Annotated in this window: 24 protein-coding genes and 4 pseudogenes; 11 read left to right on the plus strand and 17 right to left on the minus strand. The window is 44.5% G+C overall.

Translation table 11 applies throughout. From position 1 onward, the window contains the following. The first annotated feature begins 32 nt into the window (after positions 1 to 32). A complete protein-coding gene (gene glpK / locus AB204_RS04755; protein ID WP_047962238.1) occupies positions 33 to 1,556 on the plus strand; it encodes a glycerol kinase GlpK in 1,524 nt (507 codons plus the stop codon). 127 nt (positions 1,557 to 1,683) lie between these two features. Here glpK and emrD read toward each other — a convergent pair whose 3' ends face one another. After that, on the minus strand, positions 1,684 to 2,871 hold the full coding sequence (gene emrD / locus AB204_RS04760; RefSeq protein ID WP_047962239.1) for a multidrug efflux MFS transporter EmrD: 1,188 nt from the start codon (positions 2,869 to 2,871) through the stop codon (positions 1,684 to 1,686). Positions 2,872 to 3,204: 333 nt separating this feature from the next. Here emrD and fpr point away from each other — a divergent pair, with 333 nt between their 5' ends. Then, positions 3,205 to 3,951, plus strand: coding sequence for a ferredoxin--NADP(+) reductase (gene fpr, locus AB204_RS04765; RefSeq protein WP_047962240.1), 747 nt, complete (start codon positions 3,205 to 3,207; stop codon positions 3,949 to 3,951). A 70-nt stretch (positions 3,952 to 4,021) separates the two neighbouring features. Here fpr and AB204_RS04770 read toward each other — a convergent pair whose 3' ends face one another. Then, complete coding sequence (locus AB204_RS04770) at positions 4,022 to 4,450, minus strand: DUF805 domain-containing protein (RefSeq protein ID WP_047962241.1); 429 nt, start codon at positions 4,448 to 4,450, stop codon at positions 4,022 to 4,024. 71 nt (positions 4,451 to 4,521) lie between these two features. On the opposite strand from AB204_RS04770, the gene AB204_RS04775 reads away from it, so the two are divergent. Beyond that, on the plus strand, positions 4,522 to 5,130 hold the full coding sequence (locus AB204_RS04775; protein WP_235428027.1) for a DUF1454 family protein: 609 nt from the start codon (positions 4,522 to 4,524) through the stop codon (positions 5,128 to 5,130). Positions 5,131 to 5,274: 144 nt separating this feature from the next. After that, a complete protein-coding gene (gene tpiA / locus AB204_RS04780) occupies positions 5,275 to 6,042 on the plus strand; it encodes a triose-phosphate isomerase (RefSeq protein WP_047962243.1) in 768 nt (255 codons plus the stop codon). 142 nt (positions 6,043 to 6,184) lie between these two features. Here tpiA and AB204_RS04785 read toward each other — a convergent pair whose 3' ends face one another. From AB204_RS04785 to AB204_RS04805, 5 genes and pseudogenes are all read right to left on the minus strand, one after another. Beyond that, positions 6,185 to 7,237: a sulfate ABC transporter substrate-binding protein gene (locus AB204_RS04785; protein WP_152671498.1), complete on the minus strand. Its 1,053-nt coding sequence runs from the start codon at positions 7,235 to 7,237 to the stop codon at positions 6,185 to 6,187. A gap of 216 nt (positions 7,238 to 7,453) precedes the next feature. After that, positions 7,454 to 8,431, minus strand: a complete 978-nt coding sequence (gene pfkA, locus AB204_RS04790) for a 6-phosphofructokinase (RefSeq protein WP_047962244.1) — start codon at positions 8,429 to 8,431, stop codon at positions 7,454 to 7,456. A gap of 168 nt (positions 8,432 to 8,599) precedes the next feature. Beyond that, a complete protein-coding gene (gene fieF / locus AB204_RS04795) occupies positions 8,600 to 9,502 on the minus strand; it encodes a CDF family cation-efflux transporter FieF (RefSeq protein WP_047962245.1) in 903 nt (300 codons plus the stop codon). A 31-nt stretch (positions 9,503 to 9,533) separates the two neighbouring features. Continuing rightward, complete coding sequence (locus AB204_RS04800; protein WP_047962246.1) at positions 9,534 to 10,478, minus strand: phosphatidate cytidylyltransferase; 945 nt, start codon at positions 10,476 to 10,478, stop codon at positions 9,534 to 9,536. Next, positions 10,475 to 11,065: pseudogene (locus AB204_RS04805) on the minus strand (lysophospholipid acyltransferase family protein); the annotation flags it as partial. The pseudogene AB204_RS04805 and the gene AB204_RS04800, both read right to left, overlap by 4 nt. On the opposite strand from AB204_RS04805, the pseudogene AB204_RS22240 reads away from it, so the two are divergent. Next, positions 11,055 to 11,267 (plus strand): annotated as a pseudogene (locus tag AB204_RS22240) (phage portal protein); the annotation flags it as partial. The pseudogenes AB204_RS04805 and AB204_RS22240 overlap by 11 nt on opposite strands. 414 nt (positions 11,268 to 11,681) lie before the next feature. Here the strand turns inward: AB204_RS22240 and AB204_RS04810 are convergent. From AB204_RS04810 to AB204_RS04845, 10 genes and pseudogenes are all read right to left on the minus strand, one after another. Then, positions 11,682 to 12,128, minus strand: a pseudogene (locus AB204_RS04810) (IS110 family transposase); the annotation flags it as partial. Positions 12,129 to 12,232: 104 nt separating this feature from the next. Then, positions 12,233 to 13,567: a reverse transcriptase domain-containing protein gene (locus AB204_RS04815; protein WP_047962262.1), complete on the minus strand. Its 1,335-nt coding sequence runs from the start codon at positions 13,565 to 13,567 to the stop codon at positions 12,233 to 12,235. 10 nt (positions 13,568 to 13,577) lie between these two features. Further along, complete coding sequence (locus AB204_RS23755) at positions 13,578 to 13,709, minus strand: hypothetical protein (RefSeq protein ID WP_258087083.1); 132 nt, start codon at positions 13,707 to 13,709, stop codon at positions 13,578 to 13,580. Between the two features lie 332 nt (positions 13,710 to 14,041). Then, positions 14,042 to 14,620, minus strand: a pseudogene (locus AB204_RS04820) (IS110 family RNA-guided transposase); the annotation flags it as partial. 134 nt (positions 14,621 to 14,754) lie between these two features. Next, positions 14,755 to 15,543: an IS4 family transposase gene (locus tag AB204_RS04825; RefSeq protein WP_047962247.1), complete on the minus strand. Its 789-nt coding sequence runs from the start codon at positions 15,541 to 15,543 to the stop codon at positions 14,755 to 14,757. 352 nt (positions 15,544 to 15,895) lie between these two features. Continuing rightward, positions 15,896 to 16,306, minus strand: a complete 411-nt coding sequence (locus tag AB204_RS04830) for a MaoC family dehydratase (RefSeq protein WP_047962248.1) — start codon at positions 16,304 to 16,306, stop codon at positions 15,896 to 15,898. Continuing rightward, complete coding sequence (locus AB204_RS04835; protein ID WP_047962249.1) at positions 16,306 to 17,049, minus strand: N-acetyltransferase; 744 nt, start codon at positions 17,047 to 17,049, stop codon at positions 16,306 to 16,308. Before AB204_RS04835 ends, AB204_RS04830 begins: the two co-directional genes overlap by 1 nt. A 369-nt stretch (positions 17,050 to 17,418) precedes the next feature. Then, positions 17,419 to 17,769 (minus strand): hypothetical protein, encoded by a 351-nt coding sequence (locus AB204_RS04840; protein ID WP_047962250.1) that lies wholly within the window; start codon positions 17,767 to 17,769, stop codon positions 17,419 to 17,421. A 233-nt stretch (positions 17,770 to 18,002) separates the two neighbouring features. Beyond that, a complete protein-coding gene (locus AB204_RS22690; protein ID WP_161796537.1) occupies positions 18,003 to 18,152 on the minus strand; it encodes a hypothetical protein in 150 nt (49 codons plus the stop codon). Positions 18,153 to 18,442: 290 nt separating this feature from the next. After that, positions 18,443 to 18,943 carry a Spy/CpxP family protein refolding chaperone gene (locus AB204_RS04845; RefSeq protein WP_047962251.1) on the minus strand — a complete coding sequence of 167 codons (501 nt, stop codon included), beginning with the start codon at positions 18,941 to 18,943 and terminating at the stop codon, positions 18,443 to 18,445. Between the two features lie 152 nt (positions 18,944 to 19,095). Between AB204_RS04845 and cpxR the strand changes: the two genes are divergently transcribed. The 6 genes from cpxR to AB204_RS04875 form a co-directional block, all read left to right on the plus strand. Further along, the gene (gene cpxR, locus AB204_RS04850; protein ID WP_047962252.1) at positions 19,096 to 19,788 is read left to right on the plus strand and encodes an envelope stress response regulator transcription factor CpxR; all 693 of its coding nucleotides are present in this window, start codon (positions 19,096 to 19,098) and stop codon (positions 19,786 to 19,788) included. Further along, a complete protein-coding gene (gene cpxA / locus AB204_RS04855) occupies positions 19,785 to 21,161 on the plus strand; it encodes an envelope stress sensor histidine kinase CpxA (protein ID WP_047962253.1) in 1,377 nt (458 codons plus the stop codon). Before cpxR ends, cpxA begins: the two co-directional genes overlap by 4 nt. Positions 21,162 to 21,470: 309 nt before the next feature. Next, positions 21,471 to 22,547 (plus strand): dTDP-glucose 4,6-dehydratase, encoded by a 1,077-nt coding sequence (gene rfbB / locus AB204_RS04860; protein WP_047962254.1) that lies wholly within the window; start codon positions 21,471 to 21,473, stop codon positions 22,545 to 22,547. Further along, positions 22,544 to 23,419 (plus strand): glucose-1-phosphate thymidylyltransferase RfbA, encoded by an 876-nt coding sequence (gene rfbA / locus AB204_RS04865; RefSeq protein ID WP_047962255.1) that lies wholly within the window; start codon positions 22,544 to 22,546, stop codon positions 23,417 to 23,419. Before rfbB ends, rfbA begins: the two co-directional genes overlap by 4 nt. Before the next feature lie 2 nt (positions 23,420 to 23,421). Further along, positions 23,422 to 23,820, plus strand: a complete 399-nt coding sequence (locus tag AB204_RS04870; protein ID WP_047962256.1) for a sugar 3,4-ketoisomerase — start codon at positions 23,422 to 23,424, stop codon at positions 23,818 to 23,820. After that, positions 23,817 to 24,425: formyltransferase family protein (locus tag AB204_RS04875; RefSeq protein WP_047962257.1), on the plus strand; the 609-nt coding region annotated here is incomplete at its 3' end. The genes AB204_RS04870 and AB204_RS04875, both read left to right, overlap by 4 nt.

Genomic DNA, 24,425 nt, shown 5'->3' on the forward strand with positions numbered 1-24,425 from the left:
AAAAAATGAGTCATTGAAACCAGGTTATAGTTATGACAACAGAAAATATCACTGAAAAAAAATATATCGTCGCTCTGGATCAGGGCACAACCAGTTCACGAGCTGTTGTGCTTGATCACGATGCCAATATTGTCTGCATCTCACAACGCGAATTCCCTCAAATTTACCCCAAACCAGGTTGGGTAGAGCACGATCCAATGGAAATCTGGGCAAGCCAAAGCTCTACACTGGTTGAAGTACTGGCAAAAGCAGATATCAATTCCGATCAAATTGCCAGCATTGGTATTACTAACCAACGAGAAACAACTATTGTCTGGGAAAAAGAGACGGGTAAGCCCGTTTATAACGCGATTGTATGGCAATGCCGCCGGACAGCAGATATCTGTACCAAACTGAAACAAAAAGAGGGTTTGGAAGAGTATATCCGCCACAATACCGGTTTGGTCGTTGATCCCTACTTCTCCGGCACGAAAATAAAATGGATTTTGGATAACATCGAAGGGGCTCGTCAACGCGCTGAAAACGGAGAGCTCTTATTCGGTACCGTTGATACATGGCTAGTCTGGAAAATGACTCAGGGACGTGTACACGTAACCGACTATACCAATGCTTCCCGTACCATGTTGTTCAATATTCATAATCTGGAATGGGATCAAAAAATTCTCGATGAATTGGGCATTCCTCGCATTATGCTGCCAAAAGTCGCAGCTTCCTCAGAGGTCTATGGTCAAACCAATATCGGTGGTAAAGGCGGCACTCGTATTCCTATCGCGGGTATTGCAGGTGACCAGCAGGCCGCCCTGTACGGACAATTATGTGTTCATCCCGGTATGGCCAAAAATACTTACGGCACCGGCTGCTTCCTGCTGATGAACACAGGCAAAGATGCCGTTCGCTCTAACCATGGCCTGCTGACTACCATAGCCTGTGGCCCGCGCGGAGAAGTCAACTATGCACTGGAAGGTGCCGTATTCGTTGGCGGGGCTTCCATTCAATGGCTACGTGATGAGTTGAAACTCATTGCCGATGCGACAGATTCGGAATATTTCGCAACGAAAGTCAAAGACAGTAATGGCGTTTATGTCGTTCCGGCGTTCACTGGCCTTGGTGCACCATACTGGGATCCTTATGCTCGTGGTGCTATTTTCGGCCTGACCCGTGGTGCAAATAGCAACCATATTATTCGCGCCACGTTGGAATCCATCGCTTACCAAACCCGCGATGTATTGGATGCGATGCAAGCTGACTCGGGTACACGCCTGCAAGCTTTACGTGTAGATGGCGGTGCTGTTGCCAATAACTTCCTGATGCAGTTCCAATCCGACATTCTCGGCACGCGCGTAGAACGCCCGGAAGTACGTGAAAGCACCGCGTTAGGAGCCGCTTTCCTTGCTGGTTTGGCCGTCGGATTCTGGCGAGATCTGGATGAAGTGAAGAGTAAGGCCGTCATCGAAAAAGAATTCCGCCCAGGTATCGAAACGACTGAGCGCAATCATAGATACAATGGCTGGAAGAAAGCCGTTGCCCGTGCTCAAGAGTGGGAAGATCGCGCTTAATCGCGAAAACACCAGATAAACAAAAGCTCTGGCATTGTAGTAATGCAATATTGTAGCAGTGCAATATCACAATACGGCAATGTCAGAGCATTTTTATCTGATGCTCCGATTTTGCCAAGTCGAGACTTTATAAGGCCGTAGGCTCCTGACGTTGGAGCCGTTGGGAAATCGGCAACCAGCAAAATAGAATCAACAGGGCCATGGAAAACATCAAAATACCGACACTGAATTGGCTATTTTGCGGTAACATTGCCGACAGCCATGTCGCCACACCCGAACCCACGTTCTGAAATCCCCCCACCAAAGCACCTGCCGCTCCTGCCAGATAAGGAAAAGGTTCCATTGCTCCTGTCGTTGCCAAAGGAAACAACATGCCTGCACCAAAAAAGAAGAGTGCAGCAGGTATCAGCAACGTCCAGATATTCATGATGCCTAACCAACCGGGGAGCCACATCAAAGCTCCGGCCAATAAGCAACAAATCACAGAATGCCACATCAGCCGATAAAATGTTTTACCTTCGCGTCCCGCATACCATGCACCAAAGAACGCCGCAGGAATGGGCAAAATAAACAGGATACTGACCGTTAAGCTATCTAACCCCAAAACAGCGCCCATCAACACACCGCTACTTGCTTCAAAAACAGCAACCCCAGCCAGGCCACCGACCAACATCAGCAAGTAAGCCACAAAAGAACCATGGGAGAGTAACTGGTGGAAAGCGACCAACATCGTGCTATGTTCAGTCTGCGTGGGGCGGGTTTCCGGCAGATGCCGGAACAGGAAGAAAGTAACTATCGCGCCCAATATTAATAGGAACCAATAGCAGGCACGCCACCCAAAATAATGAGCCACCAGACCACCAATCATGGGAGCAGCCAAAGGACTGACCAATACCGCCATATTCAGTAAGCTATTGGCGTAACGTAACGTCGTCCCCGTATATAAATCCCGCGGCATGGTACGCACCATCACACCGGCAACGCCCGTACCCAACCCCTGAAACGCACTGGCAATAACCAGTATCAGTAAATTGGGGGCAAACAGTGCACATGTCGTCGCCACCAGAAAAATGGACATTCCCGCCAAAATGACTGGACGACGCCCCACCTTATCGGATAAAGGCCCATAAAAAAGCTGCGAAAGCCCATAAGAAAATAGATATGCCGCCATAACCCGCTGAACCTCACCTGCGGGTTTATCAAGATCACTCGCTATATCTGCAATAACTGGCACATAGATTGTCTGTGTCATCTGCCCGACAGCAGCCAAGGCAATCAGCATCAACAATAAATTAAAGTGTTCTATTTTTCTCATCGCATTTACATACAATTATTCGTTATCAAACAGTCATTCGTTATAAGATTCTGACTTCATTGAAAGTGACTCGCTCGACAAATCTATATTTTTTCATTGCAGTATACAATTTCGCATGAATAAAAAATCACAGTTAAATTATCCATATATGTCAATAAAAATGTACATATCAATCCATATTATTGGCAAAAATACAGTTAATTGAACTGTAACACGTAATCGATAATGCTATTTCAGGTAATCACGTAGAATCGTTACAAAAAATCGCCAATTCACGCAGTATTTATTCCATCAAATTAATTAGCATCATATTGTGTAGAGAGGTTAATCGTAATGGCAAACTGGGTTACAGGAAAAGTTACCGACATAACCAATTGGACAGGCTCACTCTTTAGCATCAAGGTACATGCGCCGATAGAAAAATTTACCGCCGGACAATTTGCAAAACTTGCACTGGAAATTGAAGGTGAGCGCATTCAACGCGCATACTCTTACGTCAACTCCCCCGATGACAATAATCTGGAGTTTTATTTAGTCACTGTTCCAGAAGGCAAACTTAGCTCTCGGCTGGCAACATTAAAAACCGGAGATGAACTGCTCGTTACAGAACAAGCGGCAGGCTTTTTTGTTCTTGATGAAATCCCTGATTGCCAAACACTTTGGATGCTTTCAACCGGCACCGCCATTGGGCCTTATCTTTCCATACTCCAGCAAGGGGTTAATCTGGAAAGATTTGAAAACATCGTGCTGGTTCATGCAGTGAGATGGGGGCAGGATTTGAGTTATTTGCCAATGATGCAGCAATTAGAGAAGAAGCTTCAAGGCAAGCTGAGAATACAGACCATCGTTAGTCGAGAAAAATACCCCGACTCACTGATGGGGAGAATTCCCGCATTAATTGAGAGTGGAGAACTGGAATCGGCTGTTGGCCTCCCCATACAGGCAGAAAACAGTCATGTTATGTTGTGTGGGAACCCCCAAATGGTCAGGGATACCCAACAACTGCTGAAAGAGCAGCGCAACATGGTAAAACACTTGCGCCGTAAACCAGGCCATATCACCAGTGAGCAATATTGGTAATCAACATATTGATATTCACAGCATCACTCATCAACTTATAGACGTTTTAGAGCAGGCTATTTGGCAGAAATTACTTGGCAGAAATGTAATCAACCATTTCTGCCGTTTCCCCAAAACGGTTAGCCCCTTCCGTACCACGGAATACGCCACAATCAAGCATCATCATAACGAAAATCAGTGTTGGGACAAAACGACCAATACCCCATTGCCATATTGGGGCCATTGCACTCCAGTCAAGGGACAGTAACACCCAAGCCAATGCGAACAGTAATACCCAGCCGCCACGTTTATTCCGGTCATGCAGGCGCTTAGAAAAAATTGCAATGGTTGGATAAAGTAGCAAGGCCACACCAACTGCCGCATAATTTATGGGGAGGGCATTCATTCCATGCAGTGTCAGGAGTATAAAAATCAAGGCAAAACAGATGCCAATGCCAATCCAGAATTCCCGGCGTCCAATTCGACCTTTGAATGAAAATCCCCATTGTTGTAATGTCATGTACTCTTTTCCAAATTGTGGATGCTGTTTTTTCAGTATTTAACTCAGTGAGTAGCAAAATGAAAACAGGCATGAATAAACTTCTGGTGACAATATTAATCGCTTTTGGCATCAGTTTGCCATTATCTGCCGTTGCGAGTGAGCCTTCTGTCACACCAGAAATGAACCCACAGTTGATGTATCTGCTGCCAAATTCGCCGACTTTCGAAGATACCATCCCTATCTTCCGGGAAAAATATAACAAAAAACACCCTGAAATCCCCCTATACGAATATAAGGTAATTGCAAGCAAAGATGTTTCTCTGCCTTTCATTCGCGCGGCCAGTAAAATCAATGAAAAAATATACTCTTCGGCAGTGCTGGAGCGGGGTAGCGAAAAGATTAAGAGCCTGCAAATTACGCTATTACCATCACAAGATGGGCAAGAAGGTGAGCAGAATTTCATTCTGGTAAAACAGTATATAACCGCGCTGATCGGCCAATTTGAACCGACTCTTTCCCCTGATCAGGCCAAAACCCAATTAGAAAAACTATTACAAGTGGCGGAAAAACACCCTGCTTTCAGCCAGAAAATGGGAGCAACACGCTATATCATCGTGAACAGCAGCGAAAATATAATGACCTTCGCAATTGAACCGATTAAGCTATCACTATCTGACACCTCAGCAAATGAAAATTAGTGACACAGCGCAGAGCTATTCGCGCTGATGATCTTTATACTGTCGGGATTCCGCTTACAGGGAATGACATCCGATTGATGTCATTCAAAGAAAGAATATTCATTCAGTTCGCAATTTGATTATTTTCTGGTTGGAGGGAAAAACATGCGACATCCATTAGTTATGGGTAACTGGAAATTAAATGGCAGTACCCACATGGTTAACGACCTGATTGCAGGCCTGCGTAAAGAACTGAGCAACGTTGACGGCTGTGGCGTCGCTATTGCACCACCAACAGTTTATGTTTCTCTGGCAAACAATGCTCTGGCTGGCAGCCGTATTGCTCTGGGTGCACAAGATGTTGGCGTTAACCTTTCTGGCGCATTCACTGGCGAAACTTCCGCAGAAATGCTGAAAGACGCCGGCGCGAAATACATCATTATCGGCCACTCTGAACGTCGTACTTATCACAAAGAGAGCGACGAACTGATTGCCAGGAAATTTGCCATCCTGAAAGAGCAAGGTCTGATCCCAGTTCTGTGCATTGGTGAAACCGAACAGGAAAACGAAGCGGGTCAAACTGAAGCGGTTTGTGCACGACAAATCGATGCGGTCCTGAACACGCTGGGCGCCGAAGCATTCAAAGATACGGTTATTGCCTACGAGCCTGTTTGGGCAATCGGCACGGGTAAATCAGCAACGCCTGCACAAGCACAGGCTGTTCATAAATTTATCCGTGATCATATCGCGAAACAAGATGCCGCTATCGCTGAACAGGTCATTATTCAATACGGCGGTTCCGTTAACGCCAGCAACGCAGCAGAACTGTTTACTCAGCCGGATATCGACGGTGCATTGGTCGGTGGCGCATCACTGAAAGCGGATGCTTTCGCTGTGATTGTAAAAGCCGCCGCCGAAGCGAAAAAAGCGTAATTTGTAATCTTTTATATCCAATAGATTGCAAACAAAAAAATGAACCGCCACGGAATATACCCACGGCGGTTTTTTCTCACTTCCTCTGCTACAATTTTCCTCTACCACAATCTTCTTCTACCACAACCAATCGCCTCAATGACTAACGGCGGATAATTTCATCAAAAGTCCCGCCTGTGGCGAAATGTTCTTTCTGTGCTTTATCCCAACCAGCAAAAACCTCATCAATCGTAAAGAGTTTCAGATCGGGGAAAACAGCGTGGTATTTTTCTGCAATAGCCTTATCGCGCGGACGATAATAGTTTTTGGCTGCAATTTCCTGCCCTATCGGAGAATAAAGATACTTAAGATATTCCGTGGCCAGTTCACGCGTACCTCGTTTATCAACCACCTTATCAACGACAGCTACTGTGGGTTCTGCCAGAATAGAAATGCTCGGTGTGACGACTTCAAATTTGTCTTTATCCAAAGCATTAATCGCCAGCAGCGCTTCATTTTCCCATGCAATCAGTACATCACCAATCCCGCGCTCCACAAAGGTATTGGTTGCACCTCGTGCACCGGAATCCAGTACTTCGACATTTTTATAAAGTGCTTTCACGAATTCTTTGGCTTTAACCTGATCCTGATGGTGACTTGCCAGTCCATATCCCCAGACAGCCAGATAATTCCAACGCGCACCACCGGAAGTTTTCGGATTCGGTGTTACCACAGAAACATCAGGACGGATTAAATCCGGCCAATCTTTTATCTGTTTGGGATTGCCTTTTCTCACCAGAAAAACAATCGTTGATGTATAAGGTGCCGAATTATCCGGCAGACGTTTAATCCAATGCTTATCAATCCGGCCACGCTCTGCAATTGCATCCACATCATAGGCCAGCGCCAGAGTGACGACATCCGCCTGAAGACCATTAATCACAGAAGTTGCCTGCTTGCCTGAGCCACCATGTGATTGGCGGATCTTCACATCATCTCCCGTTTTTTGATGCCAGTATTCACTGAATGCTTTATCGTACTGTTGGTATAACTCACGAGTCGGATCATAGGATACATTTAAGAGTTGCACCTCTTTCGCCCATGCACTGTTTGCCAACAATAACATCAGAACTGCTGACAACACGGCATAAACACTCGCCACTGCCCATCTCGCGCCTGATTTCACTACTTTTGTCTTTTTAATCACTGCATTCATAATCACGGTGCCATGCTCCCATTAACTATTCCCAGAAACTTATTCCCAGAAACTACGATGATTTTTCACCATAAAAACTGACAGAAAGCGTTATGACGCAGAAATAATTTAAAATTTCTGCTTATGCGTAAGAAGAATATGAGAAATAAGACAGCCACATAAAGTGACTGCCTATGAAGGAGGATTTTGCAGAAAAGACAGGATCAGAAGGCAGGATTAGTAGAGCTTCTTCGCCGTTTCCAGCCAGTCTTTCTTAAAGACACGCTGCATATTTTGTACTGCATCAATGATATCGTGATGAACAAGTTTCTCGTTCTGGATACCAACACACCGCCCACCGTGTCCTTCCAACAGAAGTTGGACAGAATAAGCTCCCATGCGGGAAGCAAGAATACGGTCATAAGCCACTGGCGCACCGCCACGCTGAATATGGCCTAATACTGTTGCACGGGTTTCATGGCGAGTTTCTGCTTCAATATATTTCGCCAACTCATCAACATCACAAACATGCTCAGTGATGGCAACAATCGCGTGGCGCTTGCCTTTTTGAATACCAGCCTGAATTTCAGACAACAACTCTTCACGACTGAATGGCGTTTCACTCTCAGGCAGAACAATAAACTCACATCCACCCGCAATTGCCGCCGATAAAGTCAAGTCACCGCAATAACGCCCCATCACTTCAACAATAGAAATGCGCTTATGGGAAGTTGAGGTATCACGCAGACGATCAATCGCCTCTACCACCGTTTCCAGCGCCGTGAAATAACCGATGGTGTAATCCGTACCCGCGACATCATTGTCAATCGTTCCCGGCAGGCCAATACAAGGGAAACCCGCTTCAGTCAGCTTCTTCGCCCCTAAATAAGAACCGTCACCGCCAATCACCACCAGCGCATCAATCTCATTTTTGCGCATATTTTCAATAGCAGTTTCCCGAACTTTATCATCCCTGAATTCAGGGAAACGGGCTGACCCCAAAAACGTACCACCGCGGTTAATCATGTCGGAAACGCTAAAACGGTCGAGCTTTTTCATGCGGTTTTCATATAACCCCAGATAGCCATCATAAATGCCGTAAACTTCCAACCCTTCGGTTAAAGCGGCACGAACAACACCACGAATAGCGGCGTTCATGCCAGGCGCATCACCGCCACTCGTTAAGACTCCGATTCTTTTAATCTTGTTGATCATGATGACCTCTGACTTGTAGATATATTATTTGTAGGTATGTTATTTGTAGATATAAGTATTTGCCAATCTGCTGAATTGATTCAACAGAACCTATCATACGGAAAAACACTCAGCCTGCATTAAGATTGTGTCTATTTTTTGACGATCTTTTGATTATGAATAAATTCATCACCAATCCCAACGATTTTTGTGCTCCTCGGACACAACAGAACAAGGATCTTGGTGAATAATAATATCGGCACCCGGAAATCGACTCCGCAATTTATTTTCAATTCCCTCAGCCAAAGCATGAGCCTGCACTAACGGCTGATTTTCATCTATCTCCAAATGGAACTGGATAAAACGCGTCGGCCCTGATTGACGGGTTCGCAGATCATGACCACCAGCGATCCCCGGATGACTCTGGATAATCTCAATAATCTCCTGCCGCTCTGTATCCGGTAAGGCACGATCAAGCAAAGATTGTACGGCATCATATCCCATTCGTAACGCGCTATAGAGGATATAAACTCCAATCCCCAAAGCAAATAGCGCATCTGCACGTTTAAAACCATACAGGCTCAAAAGCAGTGCCACCAAAATTGCGCCATTCATCAATAGATCAGACTTATAATGCAGCATATCCGCGCGAATCGCCTGACTTTGGGTTTTATTAATCACCCACTTCTGAAACGTCACCAAACACAGCGTGAAAATCAGAGCAATAATAATGACCCAAACACCGACTGCCGCATGCTCCAATGGCTTAGGGGAAAACAGATGCTGAAAGCCCGTCAAAAACAGAAAAATTGCCGAACCGGAAATAAACATACTTTGTGCCAAAGCCGCCAGTGATTCAGCCTTACCATGTCCAAAAGTATGCTCTTTATCAGCAGGGTGAAGTGAATAACGCACGACAAAAAAATTGGTCAAAGAGGCCGCCAAATCGACCAGAGAATCCACCAGCGCCGCCAATAAGCTCACCGATCCCGTAAACCACCATGCAAAAATTTTCACAATCAACAACACACTCGCCAGTACCGTTGCCGCTAACGCAGCGGTACTGACCCATCGCCCGTAATTTATACTCATTGACTACCACCCTTTGGTTATTGAGTTAGTCTCAGGTATAAAAATAGCGCGTAAGATGGAAAAATATAGGAGCAGCGAAACAAAGCGAGTCAATTCTATCCAGCATTCCACCATGCCCTTCAATAATTCCGCCAAAATCCTTCACTCCACTGTCCCGTTTAATCGCCGACATACACAACCCGCCGATAAACCCCATCAAAGTGATAGCCAACGACATCAAGCCCGCTTCCCACAAGGAAAATGGCGTTACCCAAAATAACGACATACCCAACAGTACAGAAGCTAAAATTCCACCAACAAACCCCTCAACCGTTTTATTGGGGCTGAGTTTTGGCACAATCGGGTGCTTGCCAAATAATTTACCGAATACATACTGCAAAACATCAGACATTTGCACCACGATCATCAGGAACAGCAATAACTTGATATTTTGTCCTTCATACTCCGGAATATCCAACATCAGCAGGGCGGGCGCATGGCTGATGGCAAACACCGTCACCAACATCCCCCACTGGATCTTGGCAGTTCTCTCCAGAAAATGCGTTGTATCCCCCACCAAAGCAATACGGGCAGGCAAAAACAAGAATACATACACAGGAATAAATACCGAGAATAACCCATACCATTGCACACCTACCAAGGCATACTGCACAGGCATAAAAACAAAGAAACACCAGAACAAGGCCTCATGATCACTACGGCGAGTGGGCGTTAGCGTGATAAATTCGCGCAAGGCAAAAAATGACATCACCGCAAACAAAATCACCGATCCCACAGGCCCAACAACAATAGCGACTACACAGATGATACACATCATCCACCAGCCACGGATTCGGGCATTCAGGTTATCAATGGTGGCGCTGTTTCTTTCTCCCGAATACCAAAAGGCCAAAATACTCCCAATCACACTGGCGATAACCAATATCCCAAAGACCCCACCCAGCAGCAACATCAAATCATGATCCATATTCGTCATAGCACTAACTCCTCTAATGCAGACCGGGCACGTTGCAGGAACTCGCCCTTGCTTTCATTCTCACCTAATTTATCCAACGGCTTACCGAATGTGACGGAACAAATAATGGGTATCGGTAATTTCTTACCCTTAGGCAAAGCACGGTTCAAATTTTCAAGATAAACCGGCACGATTTCAGCATCGGGATACTTACGCACCAAATGATACAACCCACTTTTGAACGGATTGATTTGTTCCCCATTCCCCCGGGTTCCTTCCGGAAAAATAATCAAAGATTCCTGTTGCGCCAGAACCGTCTCCAATGGTGCAAGAACCCTTTCTTTCGAGTTATTTTCTCCATTGCGCTCAACTAAAACTGCCCGAAATACCTTATGAATAAGATAGCGACGTAGTTTGGTTTTACCCCAATAATCACGGGCAGCGACAGGATGAACCTGGTGACGCAACTTAGGCGGAAGCCCTGACCAAATCACCAATCCATCAAGATGGCTGGAATGATTCGCATAATAAATACGACTTGCAATTGATGGCTCACAACCAATCCATCGAGCCTGTACACCAGTTAAAAGACGGCATAAACAGGTTAGCCGCGCATCGCGTGTGCCGCCTGTCCTGAGGGGGTGTTATGCCGAATAATTCCGGTGGCTTCGGTGACGTAGAAAAGTCGGCAAAAGTGTTTTCCATTAACGAACTGACACGATACAGGAAAGATTAAAGGAGTTGAACGAGTGGCTGGGGATCGAAGTGATACGCTTTAAACCTTACATCCTATTACAAGCTGCTGTATAACATTAAAATATTCAACCTAGTACCGCCACTCTATGGCACTGATCTAACCTAAACAGCCGCATGCCACGTAATCAAATCAAAGACATTTATCTTACCCATACGCAAGAGTCCATGTACGATGATGAGATTAGGCATAATCTCCTCCCAAAGCTGGCTGGATTTTATTGAAGAATTTCCATCTTACTCCGTGAGGAGCGGGAGTTCATAACATCAGCCTTATTGCAGCCATGCTGCGGGCCTCGATGTAATCCGCTGACCTGCTCCTCATTCTCCTGACGAGCTTTAAGCTCAAAGGGCTATTCAGGTTTAGCCGGTCACGGTCTTACCTGTCGTTGTCATCATTATCATTGCCTCAGCAACCTTTCTGCATTCATCCATATTGTGTTAAAAGTGAAAGTTGAACAGTGAAACGCCTTAATAAGGCCTGACACTGACGTAATCTTTTTGATATTCCCGCTGATGGGCTACCAGGGCCCAAACAGTGCGGGCTAACTTATTTGCCATTCCCACAATCGCGACACAGAGTGGACGGCGTTTTTTCAGTTCTGTTACCCACACCGAAGGGGTTTTCGTCAGTAAAGTGGCCGCTCTTGCACCGTGAATAAACAGGGTTCTCAGATAGGTATCCCCCCGTTTACTGATCCCCAGTAATTTAACCCGGCCTCCCGTTCCCGTCTGTTTCGGGACTAAGCCCAGATATGCTGAGAATTCTCTGCCTGACTGGAAAGCGCCGGGCTCTCCCATTATGGCGATGGCGGCGGTGGCAATCAGCACGCCGACACCGGGAATTTTCATGATCCGCTGGCAATCAGCATTCTGCTTTGCCCACGCGATCAGTTGCTTTTCCACCTGTTCGATTTGTTGGTGAGTAGACCTACCCAGTCACCCGGGCAGATCCCTCCTCAGAACCGGACATGCAGAACTACCGCATCCGGCTCCCGACAGACCCCAGTCGTCACACCTATTCAGCAAGAATTGAACATTGAATGGACTTTCCAGCTTGAAGGATAACCCAGCACTTTCAAGATCAGAGTCAGCTTTTCCCACGTTAACCCTCGTCGTCCTCCCTTCCGGTTGAACCATCTGTAAAGTACCCGCTTGCTTTGGTAGATAAATTGCCCGACTCGTCTCTGGTTATCAGAAATACCGTGATAATTTATCCAGCCTTTGATAGCCCTGATGACGATGGTCAGAACACGCCTTTTGTCAGGTGTATTCAGGTTCTTCCAGAGGAAGTCCCTGAGTCCCTTCAATTTGGCGGCAAAACGGTCTTTTCGACTGGTCAACTTCAGTCGCCAGAAACCCTTTCGCGATATCCCCCAGTAGCAGGTAAATCCCAGAAAGTTAAACGTAGGTAAGCGCCCGCCAGACTGGTTAGCTCTCATTGCTGCAACGTGACCCGCCGGAATTAATTGCGATTTGTCACTGTGCAACGCCAGACCGTATTTACTCAGTCGTTTAGGTAATATCTTATAAAAGCGTTTTGCCGCACTCCTGAACTCAAAGGTAAACACCATATCATCAGCGTACCTTACCATTCCTGCCCGACCATGAATGTGTGAACGGCTGGTTTCATCATACCATTCATCTATCACATAGTGCAGGTAGATATTGGCAAGTACCGGCGACAAGATTGACCCTTGGGGACATCCGCACACATTGTCGGATATCTGTTTACCCTCGATAACGGGTGCCGTTATTAAGACCTTAATGAGTCTGAGGAAACGGCGATCTGATATCTTCTTCCGCAGTAAATTCATCAACTCAATATGGGGTATCGTGTTAAAGTACTGTCGGATGTCAATTTCCACAACCGCACCATTCCAGTTACGGTATGTTTGCTGTTGTAATGCCTTCAATGCCGCATGACAATTTAATCCCGGCCGAAACCCGTATGAACACGGTAGAAACAGCGGCTCATAAATTCGGCTGAGAATATCACTGACCGCAAGTTGCACCAGTTTGTCCTCTATGCACGAAATCGCCAGTGGCCGTTTACTACCATCCTCTTTCGGGATCTGCGTGATTCTGGCGGCTTTCGGGCGATACGTCCCTCTGCGTATTCGCAGGATGAGATTGTGAATATTCCCATCAAGATGTTCCCCGTAAGCGGATTTTGTCATGCGATCAATACCTACCGCTTTATTCCCGTCAAGCCGTAGGAATTGTCCTTTCAGCATGTTACTGTTCAGCAAATGCCCTAAATTATTGAACACCTGCTGTTTGTTGCAGGCTGATTTCTTGCCTATACGCTCAAGTTTTGTTAACCATGATTGTCCGTCGTTGCTGTGTACGGTCATTGTTTCCCTCTCACGTTCGATCTGTCTGCCAGCCCTTCGCTCCGCGATCATTACTCGTTTCATCACTACTATGGCTGACTCCGACTTCCTGATACCCATCTCTCAGGCCTTGTGTTTTGGCACTTGTGCCCGATATACTCATTCCCTTGAGAGGTGTCAGGATCTCCTGGGTTCCGCACTGTTCTCTACAAACTCGCCGACGCCTGAGACTCCGGTGTGTGCTTCTGACTGGAAAAAAGAATCACCAGTGTGCCCATTCAGAAACTATTGCCTGCTGGTTCGACGATACCATCGGCACAACACAATCAGCGAATTACGGAGTTATCACGTTCACCTATTGGTTTCGGCTCGAATGTTTCGCTGTCTACGCTTCATCTCCTTTGTTACCGCCGGAGATGCAAGACTCGCTACGTAGTGATCTGGCTAATCTTCTACGACGGGACTTTCACCCGCAAGAAACAGTGCAGCTTTTCCCAGCGCACCATCGATTTCGCTCAATCGGTGGTATTGCTCTTCAAGCAGCTTGAGCAGAAACGGCGCCAGTTTTTCCCTTAGCCGCTCAAGTACCTCTGGCATCGCTTTATCCAGAGAAGCTCTTCCTTTATGCACGGTTTCACCAAATTCCAATAGTAAGCCATGTAACGAGTTGATTTGCGCGGTTCTGAATTTGACAAGCTGATAGCGCATTCGGTGTAATGACAGAATGGCCTGCTGTTCTTCATTTTTGATGGCAACGGATTTACCGGGTTGCTGGACAGCCAGCCAAATAGCCCGGGCATCCTGAACATCGTTTTTATTTCCCATCCGAAATGCCCTGACAAACCGAGCCTTAAGCAAACGCACTTCATGTCCCAGCTTTCTTAGCTCCCGTGCCCAGTAATGCGCTCCGCCACAGGCTTCCATGCCAATCAGACAAGGTTCGCGGTTACTGAAAAATGTTAAAAAATCCTGCCGCCTTAGTTGCTTATCAATAAGCTCGCCGGTGTATTCATCGACAAAATGAATTTGCATCAAATGTTTTGCACTATCGACGCCAAAAGGAGTATGTTTCATGGGTGGATCCTCCAGTCATCAGGGAGCAACAGGCTTCCCGCTTAGGCACTATAAGGCCGGAAATCTGTGAGGATCCACACCTCACCTCTCAATTCCAGCACGGTGCCAAGAGCTAAGTGATTGGGATGCGTTCATTACATTCTCCGACAGCACAGATCCAAGACTTCTGAACGGTTGGCTCTGCGGGTGACTTCTTTTAAGGTTTTTCCGGCCAGTTTCCGCAGCGGTTTCCCTTGTCCATTGTGCGCAGTGATAATCTGAGGATTCAGCGATTGGCTTCCCCTGACAATAAATGCTGCGCCAAAATGGGAGAGTTGTTCAAAATAATCAAAATCCGGATATCCTGCATCCGCAAGCAAGAGTTGCCCGCGTAATGTTGCCGGTGCAGGCAAATGAGCGCGTTCAGACGCGGTATCTGCCGTCACCGCCATTCCTGTTGGTGTCTGGCTCAATAACGACATCGTCATATGGCATTCAATGGCCGCAGAGGTTGTTTTGAATCGAGAGGGGAAAACCTCCGCGAGCGCAGGATGCACTTTGAATGAACTCCCATCTTGTAAAATAACATTTTGAAATTTAGCTAATTTTTTCGGTATCGCGACGTGTTTTTCAACCCACTGTGCCATAACAAACCTGACAATAATTTTCACAAATTCCTCAAAGGCCGGTTTACATAATTGATTGTAAAAGGGTCGGTAACTGACTTGTTGCCGAATCTCAGGGCACAAGCCATTAAACTTCTGATGTAATTGGGCAATGGAGGTGATTTTATCTGTGCTGAGCGCCGTAATCAGGCTAAGCAGCAATGTACGGGGTTCAATATTTCTAATGCGTTGAGTAAATCCGCAGCCAAACGCTATCTTTTGCAAAGAAATGTCACTGAAGAATTGCATTAACTGGTGTTTTATAGCGATAGTCGTCACAGGCTTCATCCGTGGTTTTGGTATGAGTTTGGCGACGATTATCAGATCATAAATGAAGCCTTTTTTCTATATAAAATATACAGTTAATGCTTAAGATCCTGTATATGTGAACTAAGTAGCTGTTCTTAATAATGCTACATCCAACACGAAACCTTGTGAACTGTGGACTTGCTCTGCATCCGTGAGGAAAGCAGCAACCATAAGGCTTCTATGGCTGCCACACATAACCGAGCAAAAATCCCCCAAAACGCAACTGTAGCGGTATTTGTAACTATTTACCTATTAGAATTACTGCGATGACGGCCAAGCATTCCTGATTGATTCAAATGAAAAAACTGTGGGTTATTTAATTTTATCCTTCAGGTACATATATTTCAGCATCTCCGGTAATTACTTTAGAATTTCCAACCTTGCAATAGGTGTTGAAATAAACTCTCCTTTTTTCAACATCTATACCTTTAACCTCTATAGTAGCCACAACAGTATCACCAACATAAACCGGCTTTCTAAATTTTAAGTTTTGTGATACGTAAACACAGCCCTCCCCAGGTAGTTTTGTTCCAAATAATGCAGAAAAGAAACTAGCACTGAACATCCCATGCGCTATGCGTTTTTTAAATCTAGATGAACTAGCATATTCTTCATCTAAATGAACAGGGTTTCTATCACCAGATAACCCTGCAAATCCTTTTATGTCAGCATCGGTAATTGTTTGGGAGTAAGATTCAGACATTCCGATTTTTAAATCTCCTAGTTTATACATTAATATGGCTCCCTCTCCCATGCTTCAACAACCTCTTGAGGATACCCTCGCTTAAAATGTTTTCTCCAAGGGTATGCTGGTTGTCGAGAACCGTCTTTTAATTTTAATTTACTTGTTGGCCCAATGCGTTTAGCTGGATTACCAGCATAAATCATATCTTCTTCAGTTTTCCCAGAAAGCGATGAATGAGCACCTACTAAACATCCTTTTGCAACTACGGCCCCGGGCAGTATAACTGACATGGTAGCTATAACGGAAAAATCCTGTAGAGTGACGCCCATTAAAATATTGCTGGGTGGATGAGGATCATTGGTTAGAACAACATAAGGAAAAATCCATACATAATTCCCTATCTTACTATGTTGTCCGATATGTACATTGCTATGAGTTTTAACATAATCGCCAATTTCACAATGACCTTGGACATCAGATAGTGTACCTAATTGAAAACCGTTACCAGCAACCGTTTTTTCACGAACAGTTACTCTATGCCCCGTCATTAATCCTTCCCCAAAAATAGATCCCTCATAAAAAATGCTATGAGAACGAATATGAGAGTTTTTCCCTATGTGAAGAACCTTACCTTCAGATAAATGATTGGGAATACCAATCTCACAATAGGATTCAATAATAGTATTATCATCAATAATAACATTACCATGTATTGTAACAAAATCACCGATTGTGACATTTTCACCTATTTGTGCTTTTTCCGATATTATTGAATACATTCCGATTTTCATTTACGCTCCTCAGTTTACAAACAGACTTTCGATCAACAAAAATTCAGCTATTGCAGGATACATCAGAAAGAAAATCTCGCCAATCTGCTCTTCATTACAGTAGACATCATCATAAATAACGGTGCTCGATACGCTTGCCACACTGTTAAAAGCGATGGTGTTTGCCGGTAATAAGGCACCACTCGACCAGATCTAACGGTACGGTACCAACCAGAAGTACCGCGCTCATTTCACCGCTGCTTTCCAGCGGCTAACCAACTCACTAACCTTATGTTTTAATAAGGATTTACGCCACGGAAGATCCGTACCAGCAATAATCAACTCCCTCGTAACCGGGTGCGCCCGGAATACAGTATCCAGTACGATGACTTAATTATCTCGCACCAGTTGAATGGTCTGCGGTTTACTGATCTGCACTTTCTTAATCTGTGCCCATGACTGCACCAATCCCGCCAAGCCAGCAATTGCAGGTGATAAAACCTGCTCCGATTGCTTGATCGCATGGGCTGCTTTGAGATAACTTTCTGCTCTTTGAGTATCATAGTCGGAACAATCACTGCTAGTTATGCTGTGTACCAGCTCCCCAAATTCATCAGCAAGTGATTTCTGCCGCTGTGGTTTGTAGCTATAGAGGTTTTCAACCATCCGTTTTCGCTGTTCGAGTGATAATTGACCGATCTCAAACTGTTCTGGCCTCTCCCGCTCAGCTGGCGCTGTCATTAATGACGATAATCCGGTGGTGGATTTGTTCGTTTTTTAGCCTCAGCACAGTTATTGACACGAGTCCGAGTTCAATCCAAGAGGGCGCGTCGCGCCCTTAAGGTCAACAACCTGCCCGGCGTCATCTGGAATCTCCGGTTTCATTCTGACGATGCGAGACGGCGACGAATAAACATAGATAGCAGTTGAAGGGTACGCTTCATCCACTCTAAAAATTCCTGCTCTTGACCCAGCTAAACGAGATCAACAGCAGGAGTTTTATCAATGAAAATCACCACCTTAGGTTTGTACCACTCATAGGCGTACCGGGTAGCATCAGCAGAGCTACCCGGAAACGGCGGAAGCGGAGAAGGGGCGATATGGCCACGGGCTTGCGTGGTCATATCGCGCTTTCCAGATATGCCGTTATGAACGCTTCCGCGACCAACGCAACAATGACGTTTACGTAAGCGTGCAACTGGCCCACTCTTCCGGCAGCCCCATCAACCAGAGGCTCAAGGCCGGGTTTCCTGTAGCTGCTTATAGTGGTTACAAGATAGCTTGATTTATAAGGGATTTTTTCTAAATGCCTGATAAAAAAAAGCCCCTCAAGGGGGCTGAAAGACAGGGATGGTGTCTATGGCAAGGAAAACCGTTATTGATGCTACTTGTGCATCAAAGTACTAGCAAAAAATTAGTCCATTCCTAGAGCTATACGCTTTTCATAACGTTTCTGTAATAGCGTTCTTTGCTCTGGCGTTAACAATTGGTACATCTGGTTGCGGATACGCGCAATTTCCACACCCAATTCAACATTCTTTTTTGCTATTGTTTCAAGCTGCGACCGAACCGCAGCTTCATCAAAATCTTTAGCTATCAGGAGCCCAAACATCTTCCGGCGCTCAATTAGCATATCGACCAGCGATTGCTCATGCAGATGTTGCATCTTCACCAAATCCCACATCTGCTGGCGTTGGTACTCAGTTAATGTTATTCCACCAAAGACATAACTATAGTTGTAATTATGTTCATCATGGCGGTAATGACTAAAATCTCTCTGATGATCATATGGCATACAATGCGGCAGGGAACTTGCAGTCTCAGGAGCATCATTCGTATTAGCAGTTTCAGCTAAAGTCACTGTTGTTCCAAGAACAGCCATTGACGCTAAAGCCAATATTGCTATGTTACGCATTAAAATTCCCCGCTTTCTCGAACAGAACCATTCGATTCAGTGAGGGTAACTATAACCCTGCGGCTGCAAACTAGCGTCAGAGCATGTAAAAGAACGTAAAGTCATGGAATAGCAAAGTTTGTTATCGTATTTTGCTCTTGGAGGAAGAATTAATGCATAAAATCTTATTAGTTGATGATGACCGCGAGCTGACATCGCTATTAAAAGAATTGCTCGAGATGGAAGGATTCAATGTTGTTATCGCCTACGATGGCGAGCAGGCTTTACAATATATCGATTCTTCAATTGATTTGTTATTGCTGGACATTATGATGCCACGCAAAAACGGCATTGAGACGCTTAAAGAACTACGGCAATACCATCAGACCCCCGTTATCATGTTAACGGCACGTGGGAGCGATTTAGACCGCGTTTTGGGATTAGAACTGGGAGCGGATGACTATCTCCCTAAACCTTTTAACGATCGGGAACTGGTTGCCCGCATACGTGCAATCTTACGTCGTTCCAACTGGAGCGAGCAACAAGCCGATTCTGGGACACCGATACTTGAGATCGATAAACTACAACTCAACCCGGGGCGTCAGGAAGCCAGCTTTGACGGTGCTATTTTGGATCTCACCGGCACAGAGTTCACTCTGCTATATTTACTAGCGCAACATTTGGGACAAGTTGTTTCCCGTGAACATTTAAGCCAGGAAGTATTAGGAAAACGCTTAACACCTTTTGATCGCGCCATTGATATGCACATTTCTAATTTACGGCGTAAATTACCAAACCGAACTGACGATCTCCCGTGGTTCAAGACATTACGTGGTCGTGGATATTTAATGGTTTCAGCAAAATGATAAATAGCCTGACAGCTCGCATATTCGCCATTTTCTGGTTCACTCTTGCACTTGTCCTGATGGTGGCCTTAATGGCCCCCAAACTGGATTCACGGCAATTGACCCCACTTCTGGACAGCGAGTATCAGCAAGGAAAGAATCTGGCAAAGCAGATAGAAGAAGAACTAATAAGCTACCCGACCAATGATCTATTCTGGTGGCTACGGTTAGATCGCGCGCTCGTCCAATTAACGCCACCGGGCCAACGCCTGCTCCTTGTCACCAGTGAAGGACGCATCATTGACATTGATACGCCAGCTCGTCAGGTACAAGTTGTCCGTAACTTTATCGGACAATCCGATAACGCAGATCATCCTAAAAAGAAAAAATATGGCCGCTCCGAAATCCTTGGCCCTTTCTCTATCCGGGATGGGGGGGATCATTACCAGCTTTACCTCGTTAGGCCTGCGGGCAGCCCGCAATCAGACTTTATTAATTTAATGTTTGACCGGCCGTTCTTACTTCCTGCGGCAACCATGTTAATCAGCGCCCCATTACTACTATGGCTGGCATGGAGTTTGGCAAAACCCGCCCGTAAATTAAAAAATGCAGCAGATGAAGTTGCAAGAGGAAACTTACGGCAACACCCTGAGCTGGAATCCGGCCCACAAGAGTTTTTGGCTGCGGGCAGTAGCTTCAACCAGATGATTAGCGCACTGGAAAGAATGGTGACCGCCCAACAACGGCTGATTTCCGATATTTCCCACGAACTGCGCACGCCACTTACACGCTTGCAATTAGCGACGGCCTTACTGCGCCGGCGTCATGGTGAAAACAAAGAACTTAAGCGCATCGAAACAGAGACTCAGCGTTTGGACGGCATGATTAATGACCTGCTAGTGCTTTCCCGCAATCAACATAAAAACGAATTACTACGCGAAAATATCAAAGCCTACGATATATGGCATGACATTCTGGAAAATGCCAAATTCGAAGTCGAACAAATAAACAAAACACTGGATATCGTGTCGCCTCCCGGAAACTGGGTCATTTACTGCAATCCAGCAGCACTCGGTAGCGCATTAGAAAACATCGTCCGTAACGCCCTTCGCTACTCCAGCAGCCATATTGCCGTTGCATTTAAGGCAGATAACCAAGGAGTAACGATTACCGTTGATGACGATGGCCCAGGGGTCAGCCCTGAAGACCGTGAACATATATTCCGGCCTTTTTATCGAACAGATGAAGCAAGGGATAGAGAATCTGGTGGAACCGGATTGGGGTTGGCAATCGTTGAAACGGCCGTGAGTCAGCACCGAGGTTGGGTAAAAGCAGAAGATAGTCCTTTGGGTGGTTTGCGGTTGGTGATTTGGTTACCGTTGCATGGAAGATGAATAACTTTCACCTTGAGATTTAGTTAGTTACGAATTGTAACAATTAAAGAAAAACGCCATTCTACTTGACCTAGAAGCATCAAGGGACTAATCTCGTCGCTGCTTAACGCAAATCGTTGATATGATAGTTTTTGTTAAGCAAAAAATTCCTTTTATATTAATTGGATAAATCAAATTTGTTACACGATAGTAGGCACTCTGGGAGCCGTAACCTAGTGCGGTAGCTTTGGTTACGCATAACAATTCATACTCCATAAAACTTCCTTTCCAATTCAGCATCAATTCTAAAATCAACTGAAAAACTCAAAAATGAAAATTCTGGTTACTGGTGGAGCAGGCTTTATTGGTTCTGCATTAATTCGATATATTATCAACCATACTGATGATAGTGTTATTAATGTTGATAAACTTACTTATGCAGGCAATTTAGAATCACTCAAAGAAGTTGAAAATAATCCACGTTATTTTTTTGAAAAAGCTGATATTTGTGACCACAACAGACTAGATATCATATTAGAACAATATCAGCCTGATGCTATCATGCATTTAGCTGCAGAAAGTCACGTTGATCGCTCAATCAGTGGCCCCAGTGATTTTATTGAAACTAATATTATTGGTACTTACACTCTTCTGGAGGCCACTAGAAATTATTGGCAACAATTACTCGAAGACAAAAAAATTAAATTCATTTTTCACCATATTTCAACTGATGAAGTATATGGTGATTTACCCCACCCAGATCAATTCCCAGATAATACTACTCTTCCTTTATTTACCGAAAAAACGGCTTATGCTCCAAGTAGCCCATATTCGGCATCAAAAGCCTCTAGTGACCATTTAGTTAGAGCATGGCAACGCACCTATGGTTTACCAGCCCTAGTGACAAATTGCTCTAATAACTACGGTCCTTACCACTTCCCAGAAAAATTGATCCCGCTGGTGATACTGAACGCACTAGAAGGTAAATCATTGCCAATTTATGGCAAAGGTGACCAGATACGCGACTGGTTGTATGTGGAAGATCATGCTCGTGCGTTATATGCCGTTGTAACCGGAGGTAAAGCAGGTGAGACATACAATATCGGTGGTCACAATGAGAAGAAGAACCTTGATGTGGTTCATACGATTTGTGATTTACTGGATGAAATTGTGCCGAAAGTTTCGTCCTATCGTGAACAAATCACATATGTTGCCGATCGTCCGGGACATGACCGCCGCTATGCCATTGACGCAGATAAAATTAGTCACGAGTTAGGCTGGAAACCGCAGGAGACGTTCGAGAGCGGAATCCGTAAAACGGTGGAGTGGTATTTGAATAATGCTGAATGGTGCCGTCGAGTACAAGATGGAAGCTATCAGCGAGCACGTCTGGAATTAGCGCAATGAAAGGTATTATTTTAGCGGGTGGTTCTGGGACACGCTTGTATCCCATAACAATGGGAGTATCAAAACAATTACTTCCAATCTATGACAAGCCGATGATTTATTATCCGCTATCAGTGCTGATGCTAGCAGGGATAAAAGATATTCTGATTATAACTACCCCAGAGGATCAACAGGGTTTTGTAAGACTTCTGGGGGATGGTAGCCAATTTGGCATTAATCTGTCCTATGCTATCCAACCCAGTCCTGATGGGCTGGCTCAGGCGTTTATTATAGGTGAGGCATTCATCGGTCAGAACTCTGTTTGTCTGGTTCTCGGAGATAATATTTTTTTCGGCCAAGGGTTCACTCCGAAACTGAAAAATGCTGCTGAAAGAAAACTCGGCGCAACAGTTTTTGGATATCAAGTGATGGATCCAGAACGTTTTGGTGTTGTTGAATTTGATAGCAATTTCAAAGCACTAAGTATTGAGGAAAAGCCAGCACATCCGAAATCAAACTGGGCTGTTACAGGGCTATATTTTTATGATAATAACGTCATTGATATAGCAAAATCAATTAAGCCTTCTGCACGAGGTGAGTTGGAAATTACAACAGTTAATGAAATCTATCTTAAAAATAATTTATTAACTGTCGAACTACTTGGACGTGGTTTCGCATGGCTTGATACAGGAACGCATGATAGCTTGATTGAGGCTGGAAGCTTTGTTGAAACTGTTCAAAAACGTCAGGGCATGATGGTTGCTTGCCTAGAAGAGATTGCATGGCGTAATGGTTGGCTCAGCGATATTGACTTAGATTCAATAGCAAAAAAATTGATGAAGAATGATTATGGCAATTATTTATCTAAGCTATTAGATAATAAGGTATTTTAAGAATGTTAATAAACTTAATCCCACTTCAAATACATGGCGATGAAAGAGGGGCATTAGTTGCGTTAGAAGAAGCGAAAAATATTCCGTTCGCAATTAAGAGAGTATACTATATGTTCAATACAGGTACTTCAGTTCGCCGAGGATTGCATGCACATAGGAGACTGAAGCAAGTAGCAATTGTTTTACGTGGATCATGTCGCTTTGTGTTAGATGATGGAAGAGAAAGAATTGAGGTATTGCTTGATAATCCACAGCAAGGTTTGCTTATTGAATCTATTATTTGGCGTGAGATGTATGATTTTTCCAGTGATTGTGTATTGATGGTTTTAGCGGATAATTTGTATGATGAGTCCGATTATATTCGCAATTACGATGAATTTTTATTGGAAGTCAAAAAATGAAAACTATCATTGCTGGAAAAAATGAGATCGCTATAAATATCACTGATTGGTTATTGAAAACTTACCCTGATATAACTATATATGTAGTATTTAATAAAAACGAAACAGGTATTGATGGCCATCAGAGATCATTCAAAAAGTATTGTTTATTAAAAGGTGTGACGGATATTTCTTTAGAGGATGCTTATGTTATTGAAAATTCTATTTTCCTTTCTCTAGAATTTGATCAAATAGTAAAGCCAAAAAAATTCAAGCACGATAATATTTATAACATGCATTTCTCACTCTTGCCTAAATATAAAGGAATGTATACGTCTGCGTGGCCAATTCTTAATAAGGAAAAAAAAAGTGGTGTAACACTTCATGAAATAGATGAGGGAATCGATACTGGCGCAATTATTGATCAATTTGAATTTCCTCTTGAAGAAGCAGAAACAGCAAAAACTCTTTATAAGAAATATATTAAATTCGGAACGGACTTGGTCATTGAGAATTTACCAAGCTTGTTAAATAACAACTATAAAAGTATCGCGCAAAAAGCAATAGACGGAAGCTATTATTCAAAAAAATCAATCGATTACGCTAATTTAAAAATAGATTTAAAT

Origin of the sequence: Xenorhabdus khoisanae (assembly GCF_001037465.1) — a bacterium.
GTDB classification, from domain to species: Bacteria; Pseudomonadota; Gammaproteobacteria; order Enterobacterales; family Enterobacteriaceae; genus Xenorhabdus; species Xenorhabdus khoisanae.